Origin of the sequence: Alcanivorax hongdengensis A-11-3, assembly GCF_000300995.1 — a bacterium.
Taxonomy (GTDB): Bacteria; Pseudomonadota; Gammaproteobacteria; order Pseudomonadales; family Alcanivoracaceae; genus Alcanivorax; species Alcanivorax hongdengensis.
On record NZ_AMRJ01000005.1, the window covers coordinates 90793 to 108900 of the forward strand.

Sequence of the window (18108 nt, forward strand, 5' to 3'; positions counted from 1 at the left end):
TACCTGCGGGTGGTCAGGGAAGGAAATCACACATGCCCCGTCACATAGCCCCGGGTGCCTTGTATTCCTGTTTCAAGGGATGCTCATAAGGTTGGGTTTATGCGGGGGCGTGGAGGCCTAACCCAAAGTTGGAGAAAACCAATGTCTAGCGTAAACATGCGCGATATGCTGAAGGCCGGTGTGCACTTCGGCCACCAGACCCGTTACTGGAACCCGAAGATGAATACCTACATCTTCGGTGCACGTAACAAGATCCACATCATTAACTTGGAAAAGACCCTGCCGCTGTTCAACGACGCCATGGCGTTCCTGAACAAACTGGCAGCCAGCAACAACAAGATTCTGTTCGTGGGCACCAAGCGCGCCGCCCAGAAGGCCGTGCGTGAAGAAGCTCAGCGTGCCGGTATGCCCTACGTGGATCACCGCTGGCTGGGTGGCATGCTCACCAACTGGAAAACCATCCGTCAGTCCATCAAGCGTTATCGTGACCTGGAAGCCCAGGCCCAGGACGGTACCTTTGACAAGCTGACCAAGAAAGAAGCGCTGATGCGCAAGCGCGAGATGGACAAGCTCGAGCGTTCCATCGGTGGTATCAAGGACATGGGCGGTCTGCCCGATGCCCTGTTCGTGATCGACGTGGATCACGAAGACATCGCCCTGCAGGAAGCCCGCAAACTGGGTATTCCGGTAGTAGCCGTGGTGGATACCAACTCCGACCCGGATGGCGTGGACTACGTGATCCCGGGTAACGACGATGCGATCCGCGCTATCCAGCTGTATGTGAAAGCTGCAGCTGACACCATTCTGGAAGGCAAGCAGTACGCCCAGAACCAGACCGGTGGCGAAAGCGAATTTGTTGAAGTTGACGGCGGCGCCGCAGAAGAAGGCGAGAAAGCCGAAGGCTGATCTGTCGGGGGCGGGCTCACAGGCCCGCCCGATTTACCGAAACAACCAAGTTTAAGAGGATAATCATGGCTGCTGTAACTGCTGCAATGGTTAAGGAACTTCGCGAGCGTACCGGTCTTGGCATGATGGAGTGCAAGAAGGCGCTGGTGGAAGCCGATGGTGACATCGAGAAAGCCATCGAAGACATGCGCAAGTCCGGTCAGGCCAAGGCGGCCAAGAAGGCCGGCCGTACCGCCGCCGAAGGTGTCGCGGTGATTGCTGCCAACGACGACAACACCGTTGCCGTGATGGTGGAGATCAACTCCGAAACCGATTTCGTTGCCCGTGACGAGAACTTCCTGGGCTTCGCCGACAAGGTGGCCAAGGCTGCCCTGGATGCTGCTGAAACCGATGCGGCCAAGATCGCCGAGCTGAAGCTGGAAGACGGTTCCACCGTGGAAGAAGCGCGCCAGGCGCTGATCCAGAAAATCGGTGAGAACATCCAGATCCGTCGCGCCGCCAAGCTGGAAGCCGAAGGCGCCATCGGTGCCTACGTTCACGGTGGCAAGATCGGTGTGCTGGTGTCCCTGAAAGGCGGTGACGCCGAGCTGGGCAAAGACGTTGCCATGCACGTGGCCGCGGTGGCCCCGATGGTGGTCAGCGGTGACCAGGTGCCGGCAGAGGTGCTGGAAAAAGAGAAAGAAATCATCCGTGCCCAGCCTGACATGGAAGGCAAGCCGGCGGAAATCGTTGAGAAAATGCTCGGCGGCCGTATCAACAAGTTCCTGAAAGAAGTGAGCCTGTTGGACCAGCCGTTCGTGAAAGATCCCAACACGTCCGTGGGTGCTCTGGTGAAAGGTGCCGGTGCGGAAATCGTTGCCTTTGAGCGCCTGGTCGTGGGCGAGGGCATCGAGAAGGAAGAAGTCGACTTTGCTGCCGAGGTAATGGCTCAGGCCAAGGGCTAAGGCGTAGTCAAGTCTGGCGTAGGAGCCTTGCGGCTCTGAAGAAACGCCTTGTTGGCCCGACCAGCAAGGCGTTTTTTTCGGCCCGAAAACGGTGACAGGGGTAAAATCACTTGCAACCGTCGTGCGGGCCGTTACTGTGCTAGTGCACCGGTCAGGGGCAGTGGCCAAAGAGTGGAATCCATGTCGGCGGCAGCCGGCAGTATGACAAAATTGGCGGGTATTCATGAGTGGCGGAGATCAGGAAATGCCGACGAACAAGGAGCGCTCGCCGCGCTACAACCGTATTCTGCTCAAACTGAGCGGTGAGGCGCTGGCGGGAGACGAGGGGTTCGGGATTGACCCCAAGGTGCTGGATGCGATTTCCCTGGAAATCGGTCAGCTGGTGGGCATTGGTGTGCAGGTGGGCCTGGTCGTTGGCGGTGGCAACCTGTTCCGTGGCGCGGCCCTGCAAAGCGCCGGGCTGGACCGGGTCGCCGGTGATCACATGGGTATGCTGGCCACGGTCATGAATGGTCTGGCGCTGCGGGATGCGCTGGAACGCTCCAATATCCGCACCCGGCTGATGTCCGCCATTCCCATGAGCGGGGTGGTGGAGCATTACGACCACCGTAATGCCAACCGTCACCTGAAAAACGGTGAGGTGGTGATTTTCTGTGCCGGTACCGGCAATCCTTTCTTTACCACCGATTCGGCGGCCTGTCTGCGAGGCATCGAGATCAATGCGGATGTGGTTTTGAAAGCCACCAAGGTGGATGGGGTTTATAATGATGACCCGGTGAAGAATCCGGCGGCGGTGAAGTACGATGTGCTCACCTATGACGAAGTGCTGGACAAGAAGCTGGGCGTGATGGACCTGACGGCCATCTGCCTGTGCCGCGACCATGCCATGCCGCTGCGTGTATTTGATATGAACAAGAAGGGTGCATTGCTCAACCTGATGCTGGGTGGCAACGAGGGCACTCTGGTAGAAGCTGCAAAATAACAGGGTAGGACACAAGGTGATTAACGAGATTCGTGATGATGCGCAAAGCCGCATGAAGAAGAGCCTGGAAGCACTGGATACGGCCATGAAGCGGGTGCGTACCGGGCGGGCCCATCCCAGTCTGCTGGACGGGATCACTGTGGACTACTACGGCGCCGAAACGCCGCTCAAGCAGCTGGGCAACATCTCCGTGGAAGAGGGCCGTACGCTGACCATTTCGCCGTTCGACAAGACCCTGATTCCGCAGATCGAAAAAGCCATCATGACCTCCGATCTGGGGCTCAACCCGTCGACCTCCGGTGATCTGATCCGGCTGCCGCTGCCGCCGCTCACCGAAGAGACCCGTCGCGAATTCGTCAAGATGGTTCGCGCCGAGGTGGAGCAGGCCCGTGTAGCCATTCGAAACATCCGTCGTGATGCCAATTCCGACATCAAGGAACTGCTCAAGGAAAAGGAAATCACCGAGGACGATCAGCGCCGGGGTGAAGAGCAGATCCAGCAGCTCACTGACAAGATGGTCGGTGAGGCGGACCGCATGCTCAAAGAGAAGGAAGAGGAGCTGATGACCGTTTGATAACGGTCGTTCCTGCGCTCCTGAAACACTGTATTCCGGGCTGAGATGTCAGCCCGTTTTTGTTTTTTGCAGCCGTGCCTGCTGAGGCGGAAACATTATGGCCAGTCAGTCCCCCCGCTCCAATGCGCCCGATCTGGACAGTCACCAGGGCAAGCTCCCGCGCCATGTGGCCATCATCATGGATGGCAACAACCGCTGGGCGCGAACTCGCGGGCTGCCCGGCGAGGAAGGGCATCGGGCCGGGGAGGGCGCGGTCCAGGCGATCATTCGCCATGCCGCCCAGCGTGGCGTGGAAGTGCTGACCCTGTTTGCCTTCAGCTCCGAGAACTGGCGCCGGCCCCCGGCGGAAGTGCAGCACCTGATGGCGCTGTTCCTCAAGGCGCTGGGGGCACGGGTGGCCGAGCTCCATGACAATGCCGTGCGCATCCGTTTCATCGGTGAGCGCAGTGCCTTTGCCCGGGAATTGCAGCAGGGCATGGCAGAGGCGGAAGCCCTGACCGCCGATAACACCCGTATGACGGTGGTGATCGCGGTCAACTATGGTGGTCAGTGGGATATCGCCCAGGCGGCCCGTGTGCTGGCCGACCGGGTCGCTGCCGGGGAACTGAGCCCGGAGCAGATTGATGATGAGCTTCTCGGGCAGCAGGTCAGCATGGCGGACCTGCCGCTGCCGGATCTGCTGATTCGCACCGGCGGTGACCAGCGCATCAGCAATTTTCTGCTATGGCAGCTGGCCTACAGCGAGCTGTACTTTTCGCCGTTACTGTGGCCGGATTTCGATGCGTCGGCCCTGGATGCGGCGCTGGATGATTATGCCGGCCGGCAGCGCCGTTTCGGCCGTTCCGGCGAGGAAGTCGCCGGCCTGCAAGGAGAACAATAATGCTCAAGCTGCGCGTGATAACCGCGCTGGTACTGCTACCGGTCGTGCTCGGTGCCATGTTTGGTCTCGACCGTCTGCCCTTTGCCATCATTGCCGGTGTCTTTTTCCTGGTGGCGGGCTGGGAATGGTCAGCCATGATGGGGCCACTGACCCTGCCGCTGAGAGCCCTGTGGACCCTGATGCTGGCGCTGGCCATGGCCGCGGCGGAAATCTACCGGCCGGCCTGGCTGCTCAATGCCATGCCGCTGTGGTGGCTACTGGCGCTGATACTGGTGGTTGGCTATCCCGGCAATGCCCGCCACTGGTACCGGGCGCCCTTGCTCGCGGTCATCGGCCTGTTGCTGCTGGTGCCTTCCTGGGCGGCCATCGTGCAGTTGCAGGACCAGGGCGCCCTGGGCCTGGGCGGGCCCTGGGCACTGCTGTTCATTCTGCTATGGGTCTGGGCGGCGGACACCGGGGCCTATTTTGCCGGTCGCGCCTTTGGCAAGCACAAGCTGGCGCCGCTGGTGAGCCCGGGCAAGACCGTGGAAGGGCTGATTGGCGGTGTATTGCTGGCCCTGCTGGTGGTGGCCGGCGTGTTTGCCGCTGGCTGGCTGGGGGCCAGCCTGCCGTCGTTGATGATCGTGGCGTTGCTGACGGTGCTGGCCTCGGCGCTGGGCGATCTGTTTGAAAGCATGGTTAAGCGCCAGCGTGGCATCAAGGACAGTGGCAGTATCCTGCCCGGCCACGGTGGCATGCTTGATCGTATCGACAGCGTGACCGCGGCTCTGCCTATTGCTCTGGCCGGCTTCAACTGGTTTTCCCTGCCCGGAGGCAGTCTGTGACACAGCAGCTCACGATCCTGGGGGCCACCGGCAGTATCGGTCAGCAGACCCTGGATGTGGTGGCTCGCCATCCTGACCATTATCGGGTACTGGCACTGACTGCCGGTAGTCAGTGGCAGGCCATGGCCCGTTTGTGTCTGTCCGTCAAACCCCGTTATGCGGCCATGGCCGATGACGCCGCTGCCGCGGCCCTCCGGAACCATCTGCGAGAGGCCGGGTCTGACGTTGAAGTGCTTGGCGGGCCTGATGCCCAGTGCCAACTGGCGGCCCACCCGGAGGCCGATACCGTGGTGGCCGCGATCGTCGGCGCGGCCGGTGTGCGGCCCACGCTGGCGGCGGTGCAGGCGGGTAAACGGGTACTGCTGGCCAACAAGGAAACCCTGGTGGTTACCGGCCAGTTGTTCATGACTGCGGTGCGTGAGCATGGTGCCACGCTGTTGCCGGTGGATTCCGAGCACAATGCCATTTTCCAGTGCCTGCCCCTGGAAGGCGTCAACGAAGGCGTCGAGCAGTTGCTGCTGACGGCCTCCGGCGGGCCTTTTCGGGAATGGTCGGCCAGTGCCCTGCAATCGGTGACGCCGGAGCAGGCCATTCGCCATCCCAACTGGGACATGGGGCCGAAGATCTCGGTGGATTCGGCCACCCTGATGAACAAGGGGCTGGAGTTTATCGAGGCCTGCTGGTTGTTTGATGTCCCGCCGGCCATGGTGGAGGTGGTGGTCCACCCCCAGAGTGTGATTCACTCCATGGTCGCCTACCGGGATGGCTCGGTGCTGGCCCAGATGGGCACTCCGGACATGCGCACGCCCATTGCCTGTGCCCTGTCCTGGCCGCAGCGGGTGGAGTCCGGCGCCCGGCGGCTGGATTTCGCCACGCTTCGGGGGCTGCACTTCGAGGCCCCGGACCTGCAGCGTTTTCCCTGCCTGGGGCTGGCGCGCCAGGCCATGGAAACCGGCGGCACGGCCACGGCGGTACTGAATGCCGCCAACGAAGAGGCGGTGGCGGCATTCCTGGCCGGCAAACTGGATTTCATGGGTATTGCCGCCGTGGTCGAGCAATCCCTGAGCAAACTGGACGCACCGGTCTGTCACGATGTGGAAGCGGTGCTGGATATAGACCGACAGGCCCGTGAGCTGGCCCGTCGACAGATCAAGGAGCGCGGATGCTGACGGTCCTGGCCTTTGTTGTCACCATCGTCATCATTGTGGCTTTCCACGAGTGGGGTCACTTTCTTGCCATGCGCGCCTTTGGCGTTCGCGTGCTCACCTTTTCCGTGGGGTTCGGCCCCAAGATTCTGCGTTTTACCGACAAGAAGGGCACCCAGTGGGTGATCAGTGCCATTCCCCTGGGCGGCTATGTGAAACCGCTGGACTGCCGGGATGACGAGACCGCCGCTGATACCCCGGGTGAATTTTCCGGCAAACCGGCATGGCAGCGGGTGATTACCTATGCTGCCGGGCCGGTTTTCAATTTCATTCTGGCGCTGCTGATTTACTGGTCGTTGATGTTCGGCTACGGCCAGAACGATCTGCTGGCCATTTCGGGGCCGGTGACGCCGGCATCGGCGGCGGCGCAGGCGGGCTTCGAGCCCGGTGACCGGATCATTGCCGCCGGAGATGCCGAGATCCAGGGCTGGAGCCCCTTTATCAGTCAGCTGATTCTGCATCTGGGTGAAAAACCGCCGCTGGACGTTACCGTGGTCACGCCTTCCGGGGCGCGCGCCGAGCGGGCACTGGATCTCAGTGCCTGGGCGGCGGATGCGGAAAAAGACCCGCTGGCGGCGCTGGGCCTGCATCAGGCCGTGGTCATTGGCGAGGTGATGGATGACAGCCCGGCCCAGCAGGCCGGTTTCCGTCGCGGTGACCAGGTGGTGAGCCTCAATGGTGAACCGGTGGACGGCTGGGGCCCCTGGCAGCAGGCCATCATGGACAATCCACGCACGGCCATGCAGGCCGGCGTGTTGCGCGATGGCGAGACGCTGACGCTCACTTTCACGCCCAAGAGCGTGGCCCACGATGGCAAGCAGTATGGCCAGCTGGGGGTGGCCCTGGGCGGCCTTTATCAGCGTGAATTCGGACCGGTGCAGGCGGTCAGTGCCGCCCTGGGCCGTTTTGGCGAACAGACTACCGTGGTCTGGGCCAGCCTGGTGAAACTGGTGACCGGCAAACTGTCACTGGACAACCTGGGCGGCCCGATCACTATCGCTCAGGTGGCGGGTGAGAGCGCCTCCGTGGGGCTGGCCAGTTTTCTGGCCTTGCTGGCCTACCTGAGCATCACCCTTGGCGTGATCAACCTGTTACCGGTGCCCATGCTGGATGGCGGCTGGATTTTCTTTGGAATCATTGAAATGATTCGCGGTCGCAGTTTGTCCGAGCGGTTTTTACTTGCCGCTCAAGGTATTGGGATGACGCTGGTTATCAGCTTCATGTTATTGGCCATATATAACGATTTGGTGCGGCAGTTTTCATGAGATTTGGGGACATCCTGCTCGGCCCCGCGCGGGGCTTACTGGTGATGCTTTGCCTGTTGGCAGCATCGATGACACACGCGGCAACCGCCAACCTGCCTTTCAAGGTTCACGATATTCGTGTGGAAGGCCTGCAACGGTTACCGGTGGAGAAAGTCTACGCGGCCCTGCCGATTCAGGCAGGGGACAGCATTGACCACGATCAGGTGGCTGACGCGGTCAAGCGCCTGTTTGCCACAGGCAACTTCGAGGACGTGCAGCTGGGGCGTGACGGCGATGATCTGGTGGTGATCGTTTCCGAGCGGCCGACCATTGCCAAGATTGATATCTCCGGCAACAAGTCCATTGACGAAGACAACCTGCGCAAGGGCCTCAAGCAGGCCGGGCTGGTGGAAGGCGAGGTCTACCAACGTTCCACCCTGCAGGCCATTGCCGGCGAACTGCAGCGTCAGTATGTGTCCCAGGGGCGCTATGGCGCCGATATCCAGACCAAATCCGTGGCGCTGCCGCGCAACCGGGTCGAGCTGAAAATCGAAATCTACGAGGGCAAGGCGGCCCGTATCCGCGATATCAATATCGTTGGCAATACGCTGTTTGATGACGACACCCTGCTCAAGGATTTCGAACTCAAGCCGTCTCATTTCTGGTCCTTCATCAAGGGCGATGACAAATATTCCCGAGAGAAACTGTCCGGTGATCTGGAGCGCCTGCGTTCCTATTATCTGGACCGTGGTTATATCAATTTCTCCATCGAATCCACCCAGGTATCGGTGACTCCGGACCGCAAGAATGTGTTCATTACCATCAATGTGGCCGAGGGCGAGCAGTACACGGTCAATGATGTGAAACTGGCCGGTGACCTGGTGGTGGATGAAAACCAGCTGCGTCCGTTACTGGTGATCAAGAAAGGGCAGGTATTCAGTCAGCAGCTGGTGACCTATACCAGTGACCTGATCAAGCGTCGCCTGGGCAACGAAGGGTATACCTTTGCGGAAGTCCACGGCGTCGAGCAGGATACCGGCAGCGACAATAACACCGTGGATGTGACCTTCTATGTGGACCCGGGCAACAAGGTCTATGTCCGTCGCATCAATTTTACCGGCAACGCGAAAACCGACGACGAAGTCTTGCGCCGGGAGCTGCGCCAGTTCGAACAGGCACCGGCCAACACCTCCCTGATTGATCTGTCCCGCCAGCGTCTGCAGCGCCTGGGATACTTCAGCACCGTGGATGCGGACACTCCCAGGGTGCCCAATTCCGATGATCTGGTAGACGTGGACTACAAGGTGGAAGAGCAGCCTTCCGGGTCCATTGGCGCCAATGTTGGCTATTCCGACTCCTCCGGTTTCATCTTTGGTGCCAATGTTACCCAGAACAACTGGCGCGGCACCGGTAACCGGGTATCGTTCGCCCTGAGTCGCTCCGACGTGCGTGATTCCTACAGCTTCTCGCACTACAACCCGTACTACACCCTGGATGGTGTCAGTCGCGGTTTCAGCCTGTTCTATTCCAAGATCGACTTTGATCAGACCTCGGTGGCGTCCTACGCGGCGGACCGTCTGGGCGGCTCGGTGACCTTCGGCTATCCCATTTCCGAATACTCACGCCTGAGTTTCGGCGCCACCTATGAAAAGACCGATATCACCACCGGTGATTATGTGGCCTACGATATCTACCAGTTCCTCGACGAATACGGCGACAAGTTCAACGAGTACAAGGGCAATATCTCCCTGCAGACCAGCACCCTGAACCGGGGCGTATTGCCGGATCGCGGCTGGTCCAGCACCTTGGGCCTGGAGGTCGCGGTGCCGGGCTCCGATTACGGGTTCTACAAGCTGAACTGGTCAGGGCAGAAATACTTCCCGCTGACCCGTCGCTGGACCGTCCGTACCCGCGGTGAGGTGGGCTACGGTGACGGCTATGGCCAGGACAAGTCTTTGCCGTTCTTCGAGAATTACTACTCCGGTGGCATCGGCTCCGTGCGTGGCTATGAATCGCGCTCGCTGGGCCCGCGGTCGCCGGGTATGATCTACGTGGATAATGGCACCGTGGATCCCAGCCCGGACCCGGTGGGCGGTAACCTGCTCACCGAGGCCAGCCTGGAACTGATTTTCCCCACACCCTTTGCGCCTGACTCGCGAAGCGTGAGAACCTTCCTGTTCGCTGACGCCGGCAACGTCTTCCAGACCGAGTTCAACGATGCCGCGGATAACGTTTCATGGAATGAAATGCGCACGTCCGTGGGTGTGGGGTTGACCTGGCTGACGGCCATCGGCCCGCTCAGCTTTGACCTTGCCAAGCCGCTGAACGACCAGCCTGGCGACGATACTGAAGTCTTCCAGTTTTCTCTGGGACAGGTTTTCTAGGAGTTTAATAATGAAAAAATTGTTGATTGCACTGACCGTTTTTCTGCCCGCTCTGGCACTGGCTGACAGCAACGTGGGCGTGATTGATCCGCTGGCTGCCCTGCAGGGGTCCGAGCATGTTCAGGAGCGTCTGTCCGCTCTGGATTCCGAAATGAAGAGTGATCAGGCTGACCTGCAAAAGCTGAGCGCCGAGGTGCAAAGCCTGCAGCAGAAGCTGGAAAAGGATGGCATGACAATGTCTTCCGACAAGGTGGATGAGCTGCGTACCCAGGGCCAGCAGAAAGTGATCGAACTGAAGAGCCTGCAGCGCAAGCTGCAGAAGAAATCCTCCGAAGGCCAGCGTGCCATCCTTGAGGAGATGCAGCCGAAACTGCAAAAAGCGGTGGAAAAGATCGCCAAGGACAAGAAGCTGGATCTGGTGGTAAACGCCCAGGCAGTGATCTACGCCGAAGACGGCATGGACATCACCGACGCGGTGAGCAAACAGCTGAACAAGATGAAGTAATGCTGACTCTCGGTGAACTTGCCCAAAAGCTGGACGCCACCCTGGTGGGTGACGCCAGCACGCCGGTGGACGGACTGGGGACCATCCAGTCCGCCACTGGCAGTCAGTTAACCTTTCTGGCCAATCCCCGTTACCGCAGCTTCCTGGAGAACACTGGGGCGGCGGCGGTGTTGCTGCCCGAGTCGCAGCAGGACTACTGTCCGGTGGCCGCGCTGGTGGTAAAAGATCCGTATCTGGCGTTCGCCCGGGCCAGCGCCTTTTTCGAGGTGGCCCCCCAGCCCGCGGCCGGGATTCATCCGGCCGCCACGGTGGATCCGTCTGCCCGGGTCGCTGACAGTGCCTGTATCGGCCCCAACGCGGTCGTGGAAGCGGGCGCCCGGGTAGGTGAGGGCGCGGTGGTCATGGCCAATACGGTGGTCGGCGCCGGCAGTGTGATCGGTGACGCATGCCGTCTCTGGCCAAATGTTACAATTTACCATGGAGTGACACTGGGTCCGCGCACTATCATACACGCCAATTGCGTAATCGGTGCGGACGGGTTCGGCTTTGCCTTCAATGGCGCGGGCTGGACCAAGGTGCACCAGGTTGGCGGCGTGCGGATCGGTGCCGATGTGGAGATTGGTGCCAGCACCACGGTGGATCGGGGTGCCATTGAGGACACCGTGATCGGTAATGGTGTCATTCTGGATAACCAGATTCAGGTTGCCCACAATGTGGTCATCGGTGATCACACGGCGGTGGCCGGCAAGGCCGGCATTGCCGGGTCTGCCAAAATCGGGGCCTATTGCCTGATTGGTGGTGCCGCCGGTATCGCCGGTCATATCGAAATCTGTGACAAGGTCCAGGTGCTGGCCATGTCACTGGTTTCCAGCTCCATCAATGAGCCGGGCACTTACGGCTCCGCTCTGCCGGTGGACAAACAGTCCCGTTATCGCCGGAATGTGGCCCGATTCCGCAATCTTGACGATTTGGCTCGTCGCGTCAGCAAGCTGGAACGTTCGAGCGATTAACGCCGCCTGTGCGGCACTTGCCTGTGGAATACATGATGATGGATATCCAAGAGGTCAGGGAATACCTGCCCCATCGTTACCCTTTTTTGCTGGTTGACCGGGTACTCGACGTACAAGCCGGTGAATCCATTGAAGCCATCAAGAATGTGACGATCAACGAACCCTTCTTCAACGGCCATTTCCCCCATGACCCGATCATGCCCGGGGTGCTGATTGTGGAAGCCATGGCGCAGGCCGCCGGTATCCTCGGTTTTGTTACCGAAAACAAGAAGCCGGGCGATGGTTACATGTACTTGCTGGTCGGTACCGACAGGGCGCGTTTCAAGCGTCAGGTGGTGCCCGGCGATCAACTGCATCTGCATGCCCGTTTCCTGACGGTCAAGCGCAATATCCTGAAGTTCTCCTGTGAGGCCAAGGTGGACGGCAAGCTGGTTGCCAGCGCTGAAATGCTGGTTGCCGAGCAGCGGGTCTGAGCAGGGCTGACGCCGCCGCAACAGGCGTATACTCTATCCAGTCACACAATAACTTAAGCGACGATTTGATGATTCATCCGACCGCCCTTATTGATCCGGCCGCGGAGCTTGCAGAGGACGTGCAGGTCGGCCCGTATTCCGTGATCGGTGCCGATGTGAAAATTGGTGCCGGCACCGTTATTGCCTCCCATGTGGTGATTCAGGGACCGACCACCATTGGCAAGAACAACCGTATTTTCCAGTTCTCTTCCGTAGGGGAGGAGTGCCAGGACAAGAAGTTCAAGGGGGAACCCACCCGCCTGGAAATCGGCGATGACAATGTCATTCGCGAAGGCGTGACCATCCACCGCGGTACCGTTCAGGACCAGTCCCTGACCCGTATCGGCAGCCGTAACCTGCTGATGGCCTACGTGCATGTGGCCCACGACTGCATGGTGGGCAATGACTGCATCTTCGCCAATAACGCCTCGTTGGCCGGCCACGCCCATGTGGGCGACGGTGTCATTCTGGGTGGCATGACCGGGGTTCACCAGTTCTGTCGTATTGGCTCCTATGCCATGACCTCCGGTTGTTCGTTGGTGCTCAAGGACATCCCGGCCTACGTGATGGTGTCCGGCAACCCGGCCACGGCTCGCAGCATGAACTTTGAGGGCATGCGTCGCCGCGGCTGGTCGGCGGACACCATCAGCGCCCTGCGCCAGGCCTACAAGACGGTCTACCGTCGCGGCCTGACTCTGGAACAGGCCATTGCCGAGCTGGAAAGCCAGCCCCAGGGGCCGGAACTGCAATTGCTGATCGATTCGCTGCGGGCTTCCACCCGCGGGATTACCCGCTGACATGGCTGACCGGGGCCCGCTGATCGCGCTGATTGCCGGGGAAGCGTCCGGCGATATCCTGGGGGCGGGCCTGATCCGCGCCCTGCAACAGCGCTACCCGCAGGCCCGCTTCATCGGCGTCGGCGGGCCTGAAATGATGGCCGCCGGCCAGGTCAGCCTGTTCCCAATGGAAAAGCTGTCGGTGATGGGTATCACCGAGGTGCTCGCGCACTTGCCGGAGTTGCTGCGCCTGCGCCGGCAGCTGATCGCCCACCTGCTGGCGGAAAAACCGGATGTGGTGATCGGCATCGATTCACCGGATTTCAATCTGCCCATTGCCAAACGCCTGCATGCTCGCGGGCTCAAGACAGTTCACTATGTGAGCCCGTCGGTCTGGGCCTGGCGCCAGGGTCGCATCAAGGGGATCAAGCGCAGTATCGACCTGATGCTCACCTTGCTGCCGTTCGAAGCGCGCTTTTATGAAGAGCATGAGGTGCCGGTAACGTTCGTCGGTCACCCGCTGGCCGACACCATCGCCCTGCAAACCGATGTGGCGGGCGCCCGTGCCGAACTGGGCCTGGATGCAAAGCAGCGACTGCTGGCGGTGTTGCCTGGTAGTCGGGGCGGGGAAGTGGACCAGCTGATGCCGGTGTTTCTCAAGGCCATGGACCAGCTGGAGCGCCTGGACCCGGCTCTGCACTTTGTTATTCCGGCGGCCAACGCCGCCCGGCGGGACCAGATTCAGGGCTACCTGGACCGGTTGCCCGGCCTGCCGGTAACGCTGGTGGACGGCAACAGTCGCACGGTGATGGCCGCGGCCAATGTGGTGCTGATGGCATCCGGCACCGCCACCCTGGAAGGTCTGCTGCTGGGCAAACCCATGGTGGTGGGCTATCGGGTCGGCAAGATCACCCACGCCATAGTCAGCCGTTTGCTCAAGAGCGAGTTTGTTTCCCTGCCCAATCTGCTGTGCCGGGAAGCGCTGGTGCCGGAGTTGATCCAGGGTGATCTCACCGTCAAGCAGGTGGTCAGTGCGGTGCGTCACTGGTTCGACCAGCCGGACCAGGCGGATAAGCTCAAGGCACGATTCCTGGCGGTCCATGAACAGCTGCGCGGCGGGGCCAGTGACAAGGCCGCCCAGGCGGTGGCCGCGCTGCTGGAGGCCTGATGTCCGACCCGTTCGCCGAATACGGACTGGCCGATCCTTTCATTCCCTCGCGCTTTACATGGTGCCACGGCATGCGTGTGGCCGGTGTCGATGAGGTGGGCCGTGGTCCGCTGGTGGGGGCGGTAGTCACCGCCGCCGTGGTGCTGGATCCCGCACGCCCGATAGCCGGTCTTGCCGACTCGAAAAAATTAACCGAAAAGAAGCGCTTGCAGCTGGAAGCTGAGATAAAGTCTCAAGCTCTGGGCTGGGCCCTCGGGCGGGCAGAACCGGCGGAAATCGACCAGATCAATATTCTCCATGCCACCATGCTGGCCATGCAGCGGGCGGTGGCGGCACTGCCTCTTGACGTGGATGCCGTGCTGGTGGACGGTAACCGAATTCCTGATTTTCCCTGTGCCGCGGAAGCGGTGGTCAAGGGTGATGGGCGGGTGCCGGCCATCTCCGCCGCCTCGATTCTGGCCAAGGTGGCCCGCGACCGGGAAATGCAGCAGCTCCACGAGCGTTACCCCCAGTATGGTTTTGACCGCCACAAGGGCTATCCCACCGCTGTTCATCTGGCTGCCCTGGAACAGCACGGTGCCCTGAGCGAACATCGGCGCTCCTTCGGTCCGGTGGCCCATGCGATTAGGCAAGGAAACTTATTTTGAGCGAACCGCGTTTTGTCCATCTTCGTCTGCACACGGATTATTCCCTGGTCGATGGGGTCGTGCGCGTCAAGGAACTGATCAAAAGCTGTGCCGCCCAGCAAATGCCGGCAGTGGCGGTCACCGATGATTCCAACCTGTTTGCCCTGATCAAGTTCTACAAGGCGGCCATGGGCGCCGGTATCAAGCCGATCATGGGCGCCGATCTGTGGGTGCAGTCTCACCACCTGGAGGAGCCCACACCTCTATCTTTTCTGGTACAGAACGAAGTCGGCTACCAGAATCTGACGTTGCTGATCAGCCGGGCCTGGCAAACCAACCAGGATCGGGGCAGGGCGCTGGTGAAGGCCGAGTGGCTGGCCGAGCTCAACGAAGGGCTGATTGTGTTGTCCGCCGCCAGTCATGGCGAAGTCGGCCAGTTACTGCTGGCCGAAAAGGCCCGGGAAGCCCGGGAGCTGGCTGCGCATCTGGCTGCGATTTATCCGGACCGTTTCTACCTGGAGGTGCAGCGCACCTCGCGGCCGGGCGACGAAGACTGCCTGCATGCCACCGTGGCCCTGGCCGGCGAGCTGGGGCTGCCGGTGGTGGCGACCAACGATGTGCGCTTTATCCGGCGCGAGGATTTCGAGGCCCACGAGGCCCGGGTCTGTATCCATGACGGCAATACCCTGGAAGACCCGCGCCGGCCGAAAAAGTATTCCGAAGAGCAGTACCTGAAATCCGCCGACCAGATGGTGGAGCTGTTTGCCGACCTGCCCGAGGCCCTGCAGAACACGGTGGAAATTGCCCGCCGCTGCACCCTGGATATTCGTCTGGGCGAGAACTTCCTGCCGGATTTCCCGATCCCCGAGGGCATGACCATCGAGCAGTACTTCGAGCATGTCTCCCGGCAGGGCCTGGAAGACCGCCTCAAGGCATTGCTGGATGACAGTGACCCGGCCTATGCGGAAAAGCGCAAGCCCTATGACGACCGACTCAAGTTCGAGTTGGACATCATCAACCAGATGGGCTTCCCCGGGTACTTCCTGATCGTTGCCGACTTCATCCAGTGGGGCAAGGACAACGAGGTGCCGGTGGGGCCGGGCCGGGGCTCCGGTGCGGGCTCGCTGGTGGCCTACGCGTTGAAGATTACTGACCTGGATCCAATCGGTTATGACCTTCTCTTCGAGCGGTTTCTTAACCCGGAGCGGGTCTCCATGCCCGACTTTGACGTGGACTTCTGCATGGAGAAGCGCGACCGGGTGATCAATTACGTGGCCGACAAATACGGCCGTGATGCGGTGAGTCAGATCATCACCTTCGGCACCATGGCCGCCAAGGCGGTAGTGCGTGATGTGGCGCGGGTGCAAGGCAAACCTTATGGCCTGGCGGACCGGCTCTCCAAGATGATTCCCGGCACCCCGGGCATGACCCTGGAAAAGGCCCTGGAGCAGGAAGAGACCCTGCGTGAGTTTCTCAGCAGCGACGAAAATTCCGACCGGGAGTCGGCCAACGAGATCTGGGAGATGGCCCGCAAGCTGGAAGGCCTGACCCGTAACGTGGGCAAGCATGCCGGTGGCGTGGTGATCGCGCCGGGCAAGCTCACGGATTTTGCGCCGCTCTACTGTGAAGAAGACGGCACCAACCTGGTTACCCAGTACGACAAGGACGATGTGGAAGCGGCCGGCCTGGTGAAGTTCGACTTCCTGGGCCTGAAGACCCTGACCATCATCGACTGGGCGGTGAAAGCCGCCAATGTGAAGCGTCAGCGCGAGGGGCAGGACGAGCTGGTCATCGACCATATTCCACTGGATGACAGTGGCAGTTTCGATCTGCTCAAGCGCGGTGACACCACCGCCGTGTTCCAGCTGGAAAGCCAGGGCATGAAGGAGCTGATCAAGAAGCTCAAGCCCGACGTCTTCGAAGACATCATCGCCCTGGTGGCCCTGTACCGCCCGGGGCCGCTGGAATCGGGCATGGTCGACAATTTCGTCAACCGTAAGCACGGTCGCGAACCGCTGGCCTACCCGGACCCGCAATACCAGCACGAATGGCTTGAGCCGATTCTCAAGCCGTCCTACGGGGTGATTCTGTACCAGGAGCAGGTGATGCAGATCGCCCAGGTACTGGCCGGCTATACCCTGGGCGGTGCGGACATGCTGCGCCGGGCCATGGGCAAGAAGAAGCCCGAGGAAATGGCCAAGCAGCGGGCCATCTTCGAGGAAGGGGCCAAGGGGCAGGGCGTGGACCCGGACCTGGCCATGAAGATCTTCGATCTGGTGGAGAAGTTCGCCGGCTACGGCTTCAACAAGTCGCACTCCGCCGCCTATGCGCTGGTTGCCTACCAGACCGCCTGGCTCAAGGTGCACTACCCGGCGGAGTTCATGGCCGCCACCATTTCTGCGGATATGCAGAACACCGACAAGGTGGTGACCTTCATTGATGAGTGCAAGACCATGGGTCTGCAGGTGTTGCCACCGGATGTGAATTCCTGTGGCTACCGCTTCACGGTGAACCCGCAGGGCGACATCGTTTACGGGCTGGGTGCCATCAAGGGCCTGGGCGAAGGGCCCATTGATGCCATTGTCTCTGCCCGGGATGACGGCAAGGGCGACTTCAAGGACCTGTTCGATTTTTGTCGACGCATTGACCTGAAAAAGATCAACCGTCGTTCCCTGGAGGCCATGGTCCGTGCCGGGGTACTGGACAAATTGGGCCCCAACGGCGATTTCCATGACCGTGCCACCTTGCTGGCCACCTTGCCGGATGCCATTGCCGCCGCCGATCAGGATGCCCGCAACGAGGCCGCCGGCATGATGGACATGTTCGGTGCCGTGGACGAAAGCCCGGCCACTGCGGTGGCCTGGAAACCGGCGCGTCACTGGAACGACGATACCCGGCTGAACGGCGAGCGCGACACGCTGGGCCTGTTCCTCACCGGTCACCCGATCGACCAGTACGAAACCGAGGTCATGCAGTTCGTGTCCGCCCGGCTCAACGCCCTGCAGCCAACCGGCAAGGGGGAGGCCGCCACGGTGGCCGGGCTGGTGGTGGCCCTGCGTATCACCCGCAGCAAACGTAGTGGTGAGCGCATGGCCTTCGTGACCCTGGATGACAAGACCGGCCGGGTGGAAGTGTCGGTCTTTGGCAAGACCTTTGCTCAGTATGGCGACATCGTGCAGAAAGATACCCTGCTGATCTTCAAGGGCGGTGTGCGCAGTGATGATTATACCGGTGGCTTCAATCTGGTGGCCGATGAGGTGATGGACATGCGCCAGGCGCGGGAAACCTATGCCCGCCGCCTCAGGGTCGCCGTGCCGGCCCAGGATGCCTTGGCCGATTCCCTGCAGAAGGCGCTGGGGCCTTACCAGGGCGGGAACACGCCGGTACTGCTGGATGTGGCCCATCAGGCCGCAGATGCCACCCTCTGGCTAGGTGACAGCTGGAAGGTCAGTCCCCATGATTCACTGGTGGAAGAGCTGCGTACCCGTTTCGGTGACCAGTGCGTGCGAGTGGAATACTGAAACAGTTTGCAACCGAGTTCCTGCCGCCGTGTCTCGACGTTGTCATC

The 18108-nt window shown here is 60.9% G+C and carries 16 protein-coding genes; all 16 read left to right on the forward strand.

Annotated features, from left to right (window positions below; translation table 11 throughout):
- Positions 1 to 141: 141 nt before the first annotated feature.
- The 16 genes from rpsB to dnaE all read left to right on the forward strand — a co-directional run bounded on the left by rpsB (position 142) and on the right by dnaE (position 18061).
- Complete coding sequence (rpsB, locus tag A11A3_RS05430; RefSeq protein ID WP_008928266.1) at positions 142 to 906, forward strand: 30S ribosomal protein S2; 765 nt, start codon at positions 142 to 144, stop codon at positions 904 to 906.
- Positions 907 to 971: 65 nt separating this feature from the next.
- Positions 972 to 1850 carry a translation elongation factor Ts gene (gene tsf, locus A11A3_RS05435; RefSeq protein WP_040296746.1) on the forward strand — a complete coding sequence of 293 codons (879 nt, stop codon included), beginning with the start codon at positions 972 to 974 and terminating at the stop codon, positions 1848 to 1850.
- A 244-nt stretch (positions 1851 to 2094) separates the two neighbouring features.
- Entirely contained in the window at positions 2095 to 2832 is a 738-nt protein-coding gene (pyrH, locus tag A11A3_RS05440) for a UMP kinase (RefSeq protein ID WP_008928268.1), read from the forward strand.
- A 16-nt stretch (positions 2833 to 2848) separates the two neighbouring features.
- The gene (frr, locus tag A11A3_RS05445; protein WP_008928269.1) at positions 2849 to 3406 is read left to right on the forward strand and encodes a ribosome recycling factor; all 558 of its coding nucleotides are present in this window, start codon (positions 2849 to 2851) and stop codon (positions 3404 to 3406) included.
- Between the two features lie 97 nt (positions 3407 to 3503).
- Positions 3504 to 4286: a polyprenyl diphosphate synthase gene (gene uppS / locus A11A3_RS05450; RefSeq protein WP_008928270.1), complete on the forward strand. Its 783-nt coding sequence runs from the start codon at positions 3504 to 3506 to the stop codon at positions 4284 to 4286.
- Complete coding sequence (locus A11A3_RS05455; RefSeq protein ID WP_008928271.1) at positions 4286 to 5110, forward strand: phosphatidate cytidylyltransferase; 825 nt, start codon at positions 4286 to 4288, stop codon at positions 5108 to 5110. The genes uppS and A11A3_RS05455 overlap by 1 nt, the downstream gene beginning before the upstream one ends.
- Entirely contained in the window at positions 5107 to 6279 is a 1173-nt protein-coding gene (ispC, locus tag A11A3_RS05460) for a 1-deoxy-D-xylulose-5-phosphate reductoisomerase (RefSeq protein ID WP_008928272.1), read from the forward strand. The genes A11A3_RS05455 and ispC overlap by 4 nt, the downstream gene beginning before the upstream one ends.
- Complete coding sequence (rseP, locus tag A11A3_RS05465; protein WP_008928273.1) at positions 6273 to 7580, forward strand: RIP metalloprotease RseP; 1308 nt, start codon at positions 6273 to 6275, stop codon at positions 7578 to 7580. Before ispC ends, rseP begins: the two co-directional genes overlap by 7 nt.
- Before the next feature lie 44 nt (positions 7581 to 7624).
- Positions 7625 to 9943: an outer membrane protein assembly factor BamA gene (bamA, locus tag A11A3_RS05470; protein WP_040296760.1), complete on the forward strand. Its 2319-nt coding sequence runs from the start codon at positions 7625 to 7627 to the stop codon at positions 9941 to 9943.
- Between the two features lie 10 nt (positions 9944 to 9953).
- Complete coding sequence (locus A11A3_RS05475) at positions 9954 to 10448, forward strand: OmpH/Skp family outer membrane protein (RefSeq protein ID WP_008928275.1); 495 nt, start codon at positions 9954 to 9956, stop codon at positions 10446 to 10448.
- Positions 10448 to 11458 carry a UDP-3-O-(3-hydroxymyristoyl)glucosamine N-acyltransferase gene (gene lpxD, locus A11A3_RS05480; protein WP_008928276.1) on the forward strand — a complete coding sequence of 337 codons (1011 nt, stop codon included), beginning with the start codon at positions 10448 to 10450 and terminating at the stop codon, positions 11456 to 11458. Before A11A3_RS05475 ends, lpxD begins: the two co-directional genes overlap by 1 nt.
- Before the next feature lie 32 nt (positions 11459 to 11490).
- Entirely contained in the window at positions 11491 to 11931 is a 441-nt protein-coding gene (fabZ, locus tag A11A3_RS05485; RefSeq protein WP_193353569.1) for a 3-hydroxyacyl-ACP dehydratase FabZ, read from the forward strand.
- Positions 11932 to 11999: 68 nt separating this feature from the next.
- On the forward strand, positions 12000 to 12767 hold the full coding sequence (lpxA, locus tag A11A3_RS05490; protein WP_008928278.1) for an acyl-ACP--UDP-N-acetylglucosamine O-acyltransferase: 768 nt from the start codon (positions 12000 to 12002) through the stop codon (positions 12765 to 12767).
- A gap of 1 nt (position 12768) precedes the next feature.
- Positions 12769 to 13914 carry a lipid-A-disaccharide synthase gene (gene lpxB, locus A11A3_RS05495; RefSeq protein ID WP_008928279.1) on the forward strand — a complete coding sequence of 382 codons (1146 nt, stop codon included), beginning with the start codon at positions 12769 to 12771 and terminating at the stop codon, positions 13912 to 13914.
- Positions 13914 to 14561, forward strand: coding sequence for a ribonuclease HII (rnhB, locus tag A11A3_RS05500; protein WP_008928280.1), 648 nt, complete (start codon positions 13914 to 13916; stop codon positions 14559 to 14561). The genes lpxB and rnhB overlap by 1 nt, the downstream gene beginning before the upstream one ends.
- Entirely contained in the window at positions 14558 to 18061 is a 3504-nt protein-coding gene (gene dnaE / locus A11A3_RS05505) for a DNA polymerase III subunit alpha (protein WP_008928281.1), read from the forward strand. Before rnhB ends, dnaE begins: the two co-directional genes overlap by 4 nt.
- Positions 18062 to 18108 lie beyond the last annotated feature (47 nt).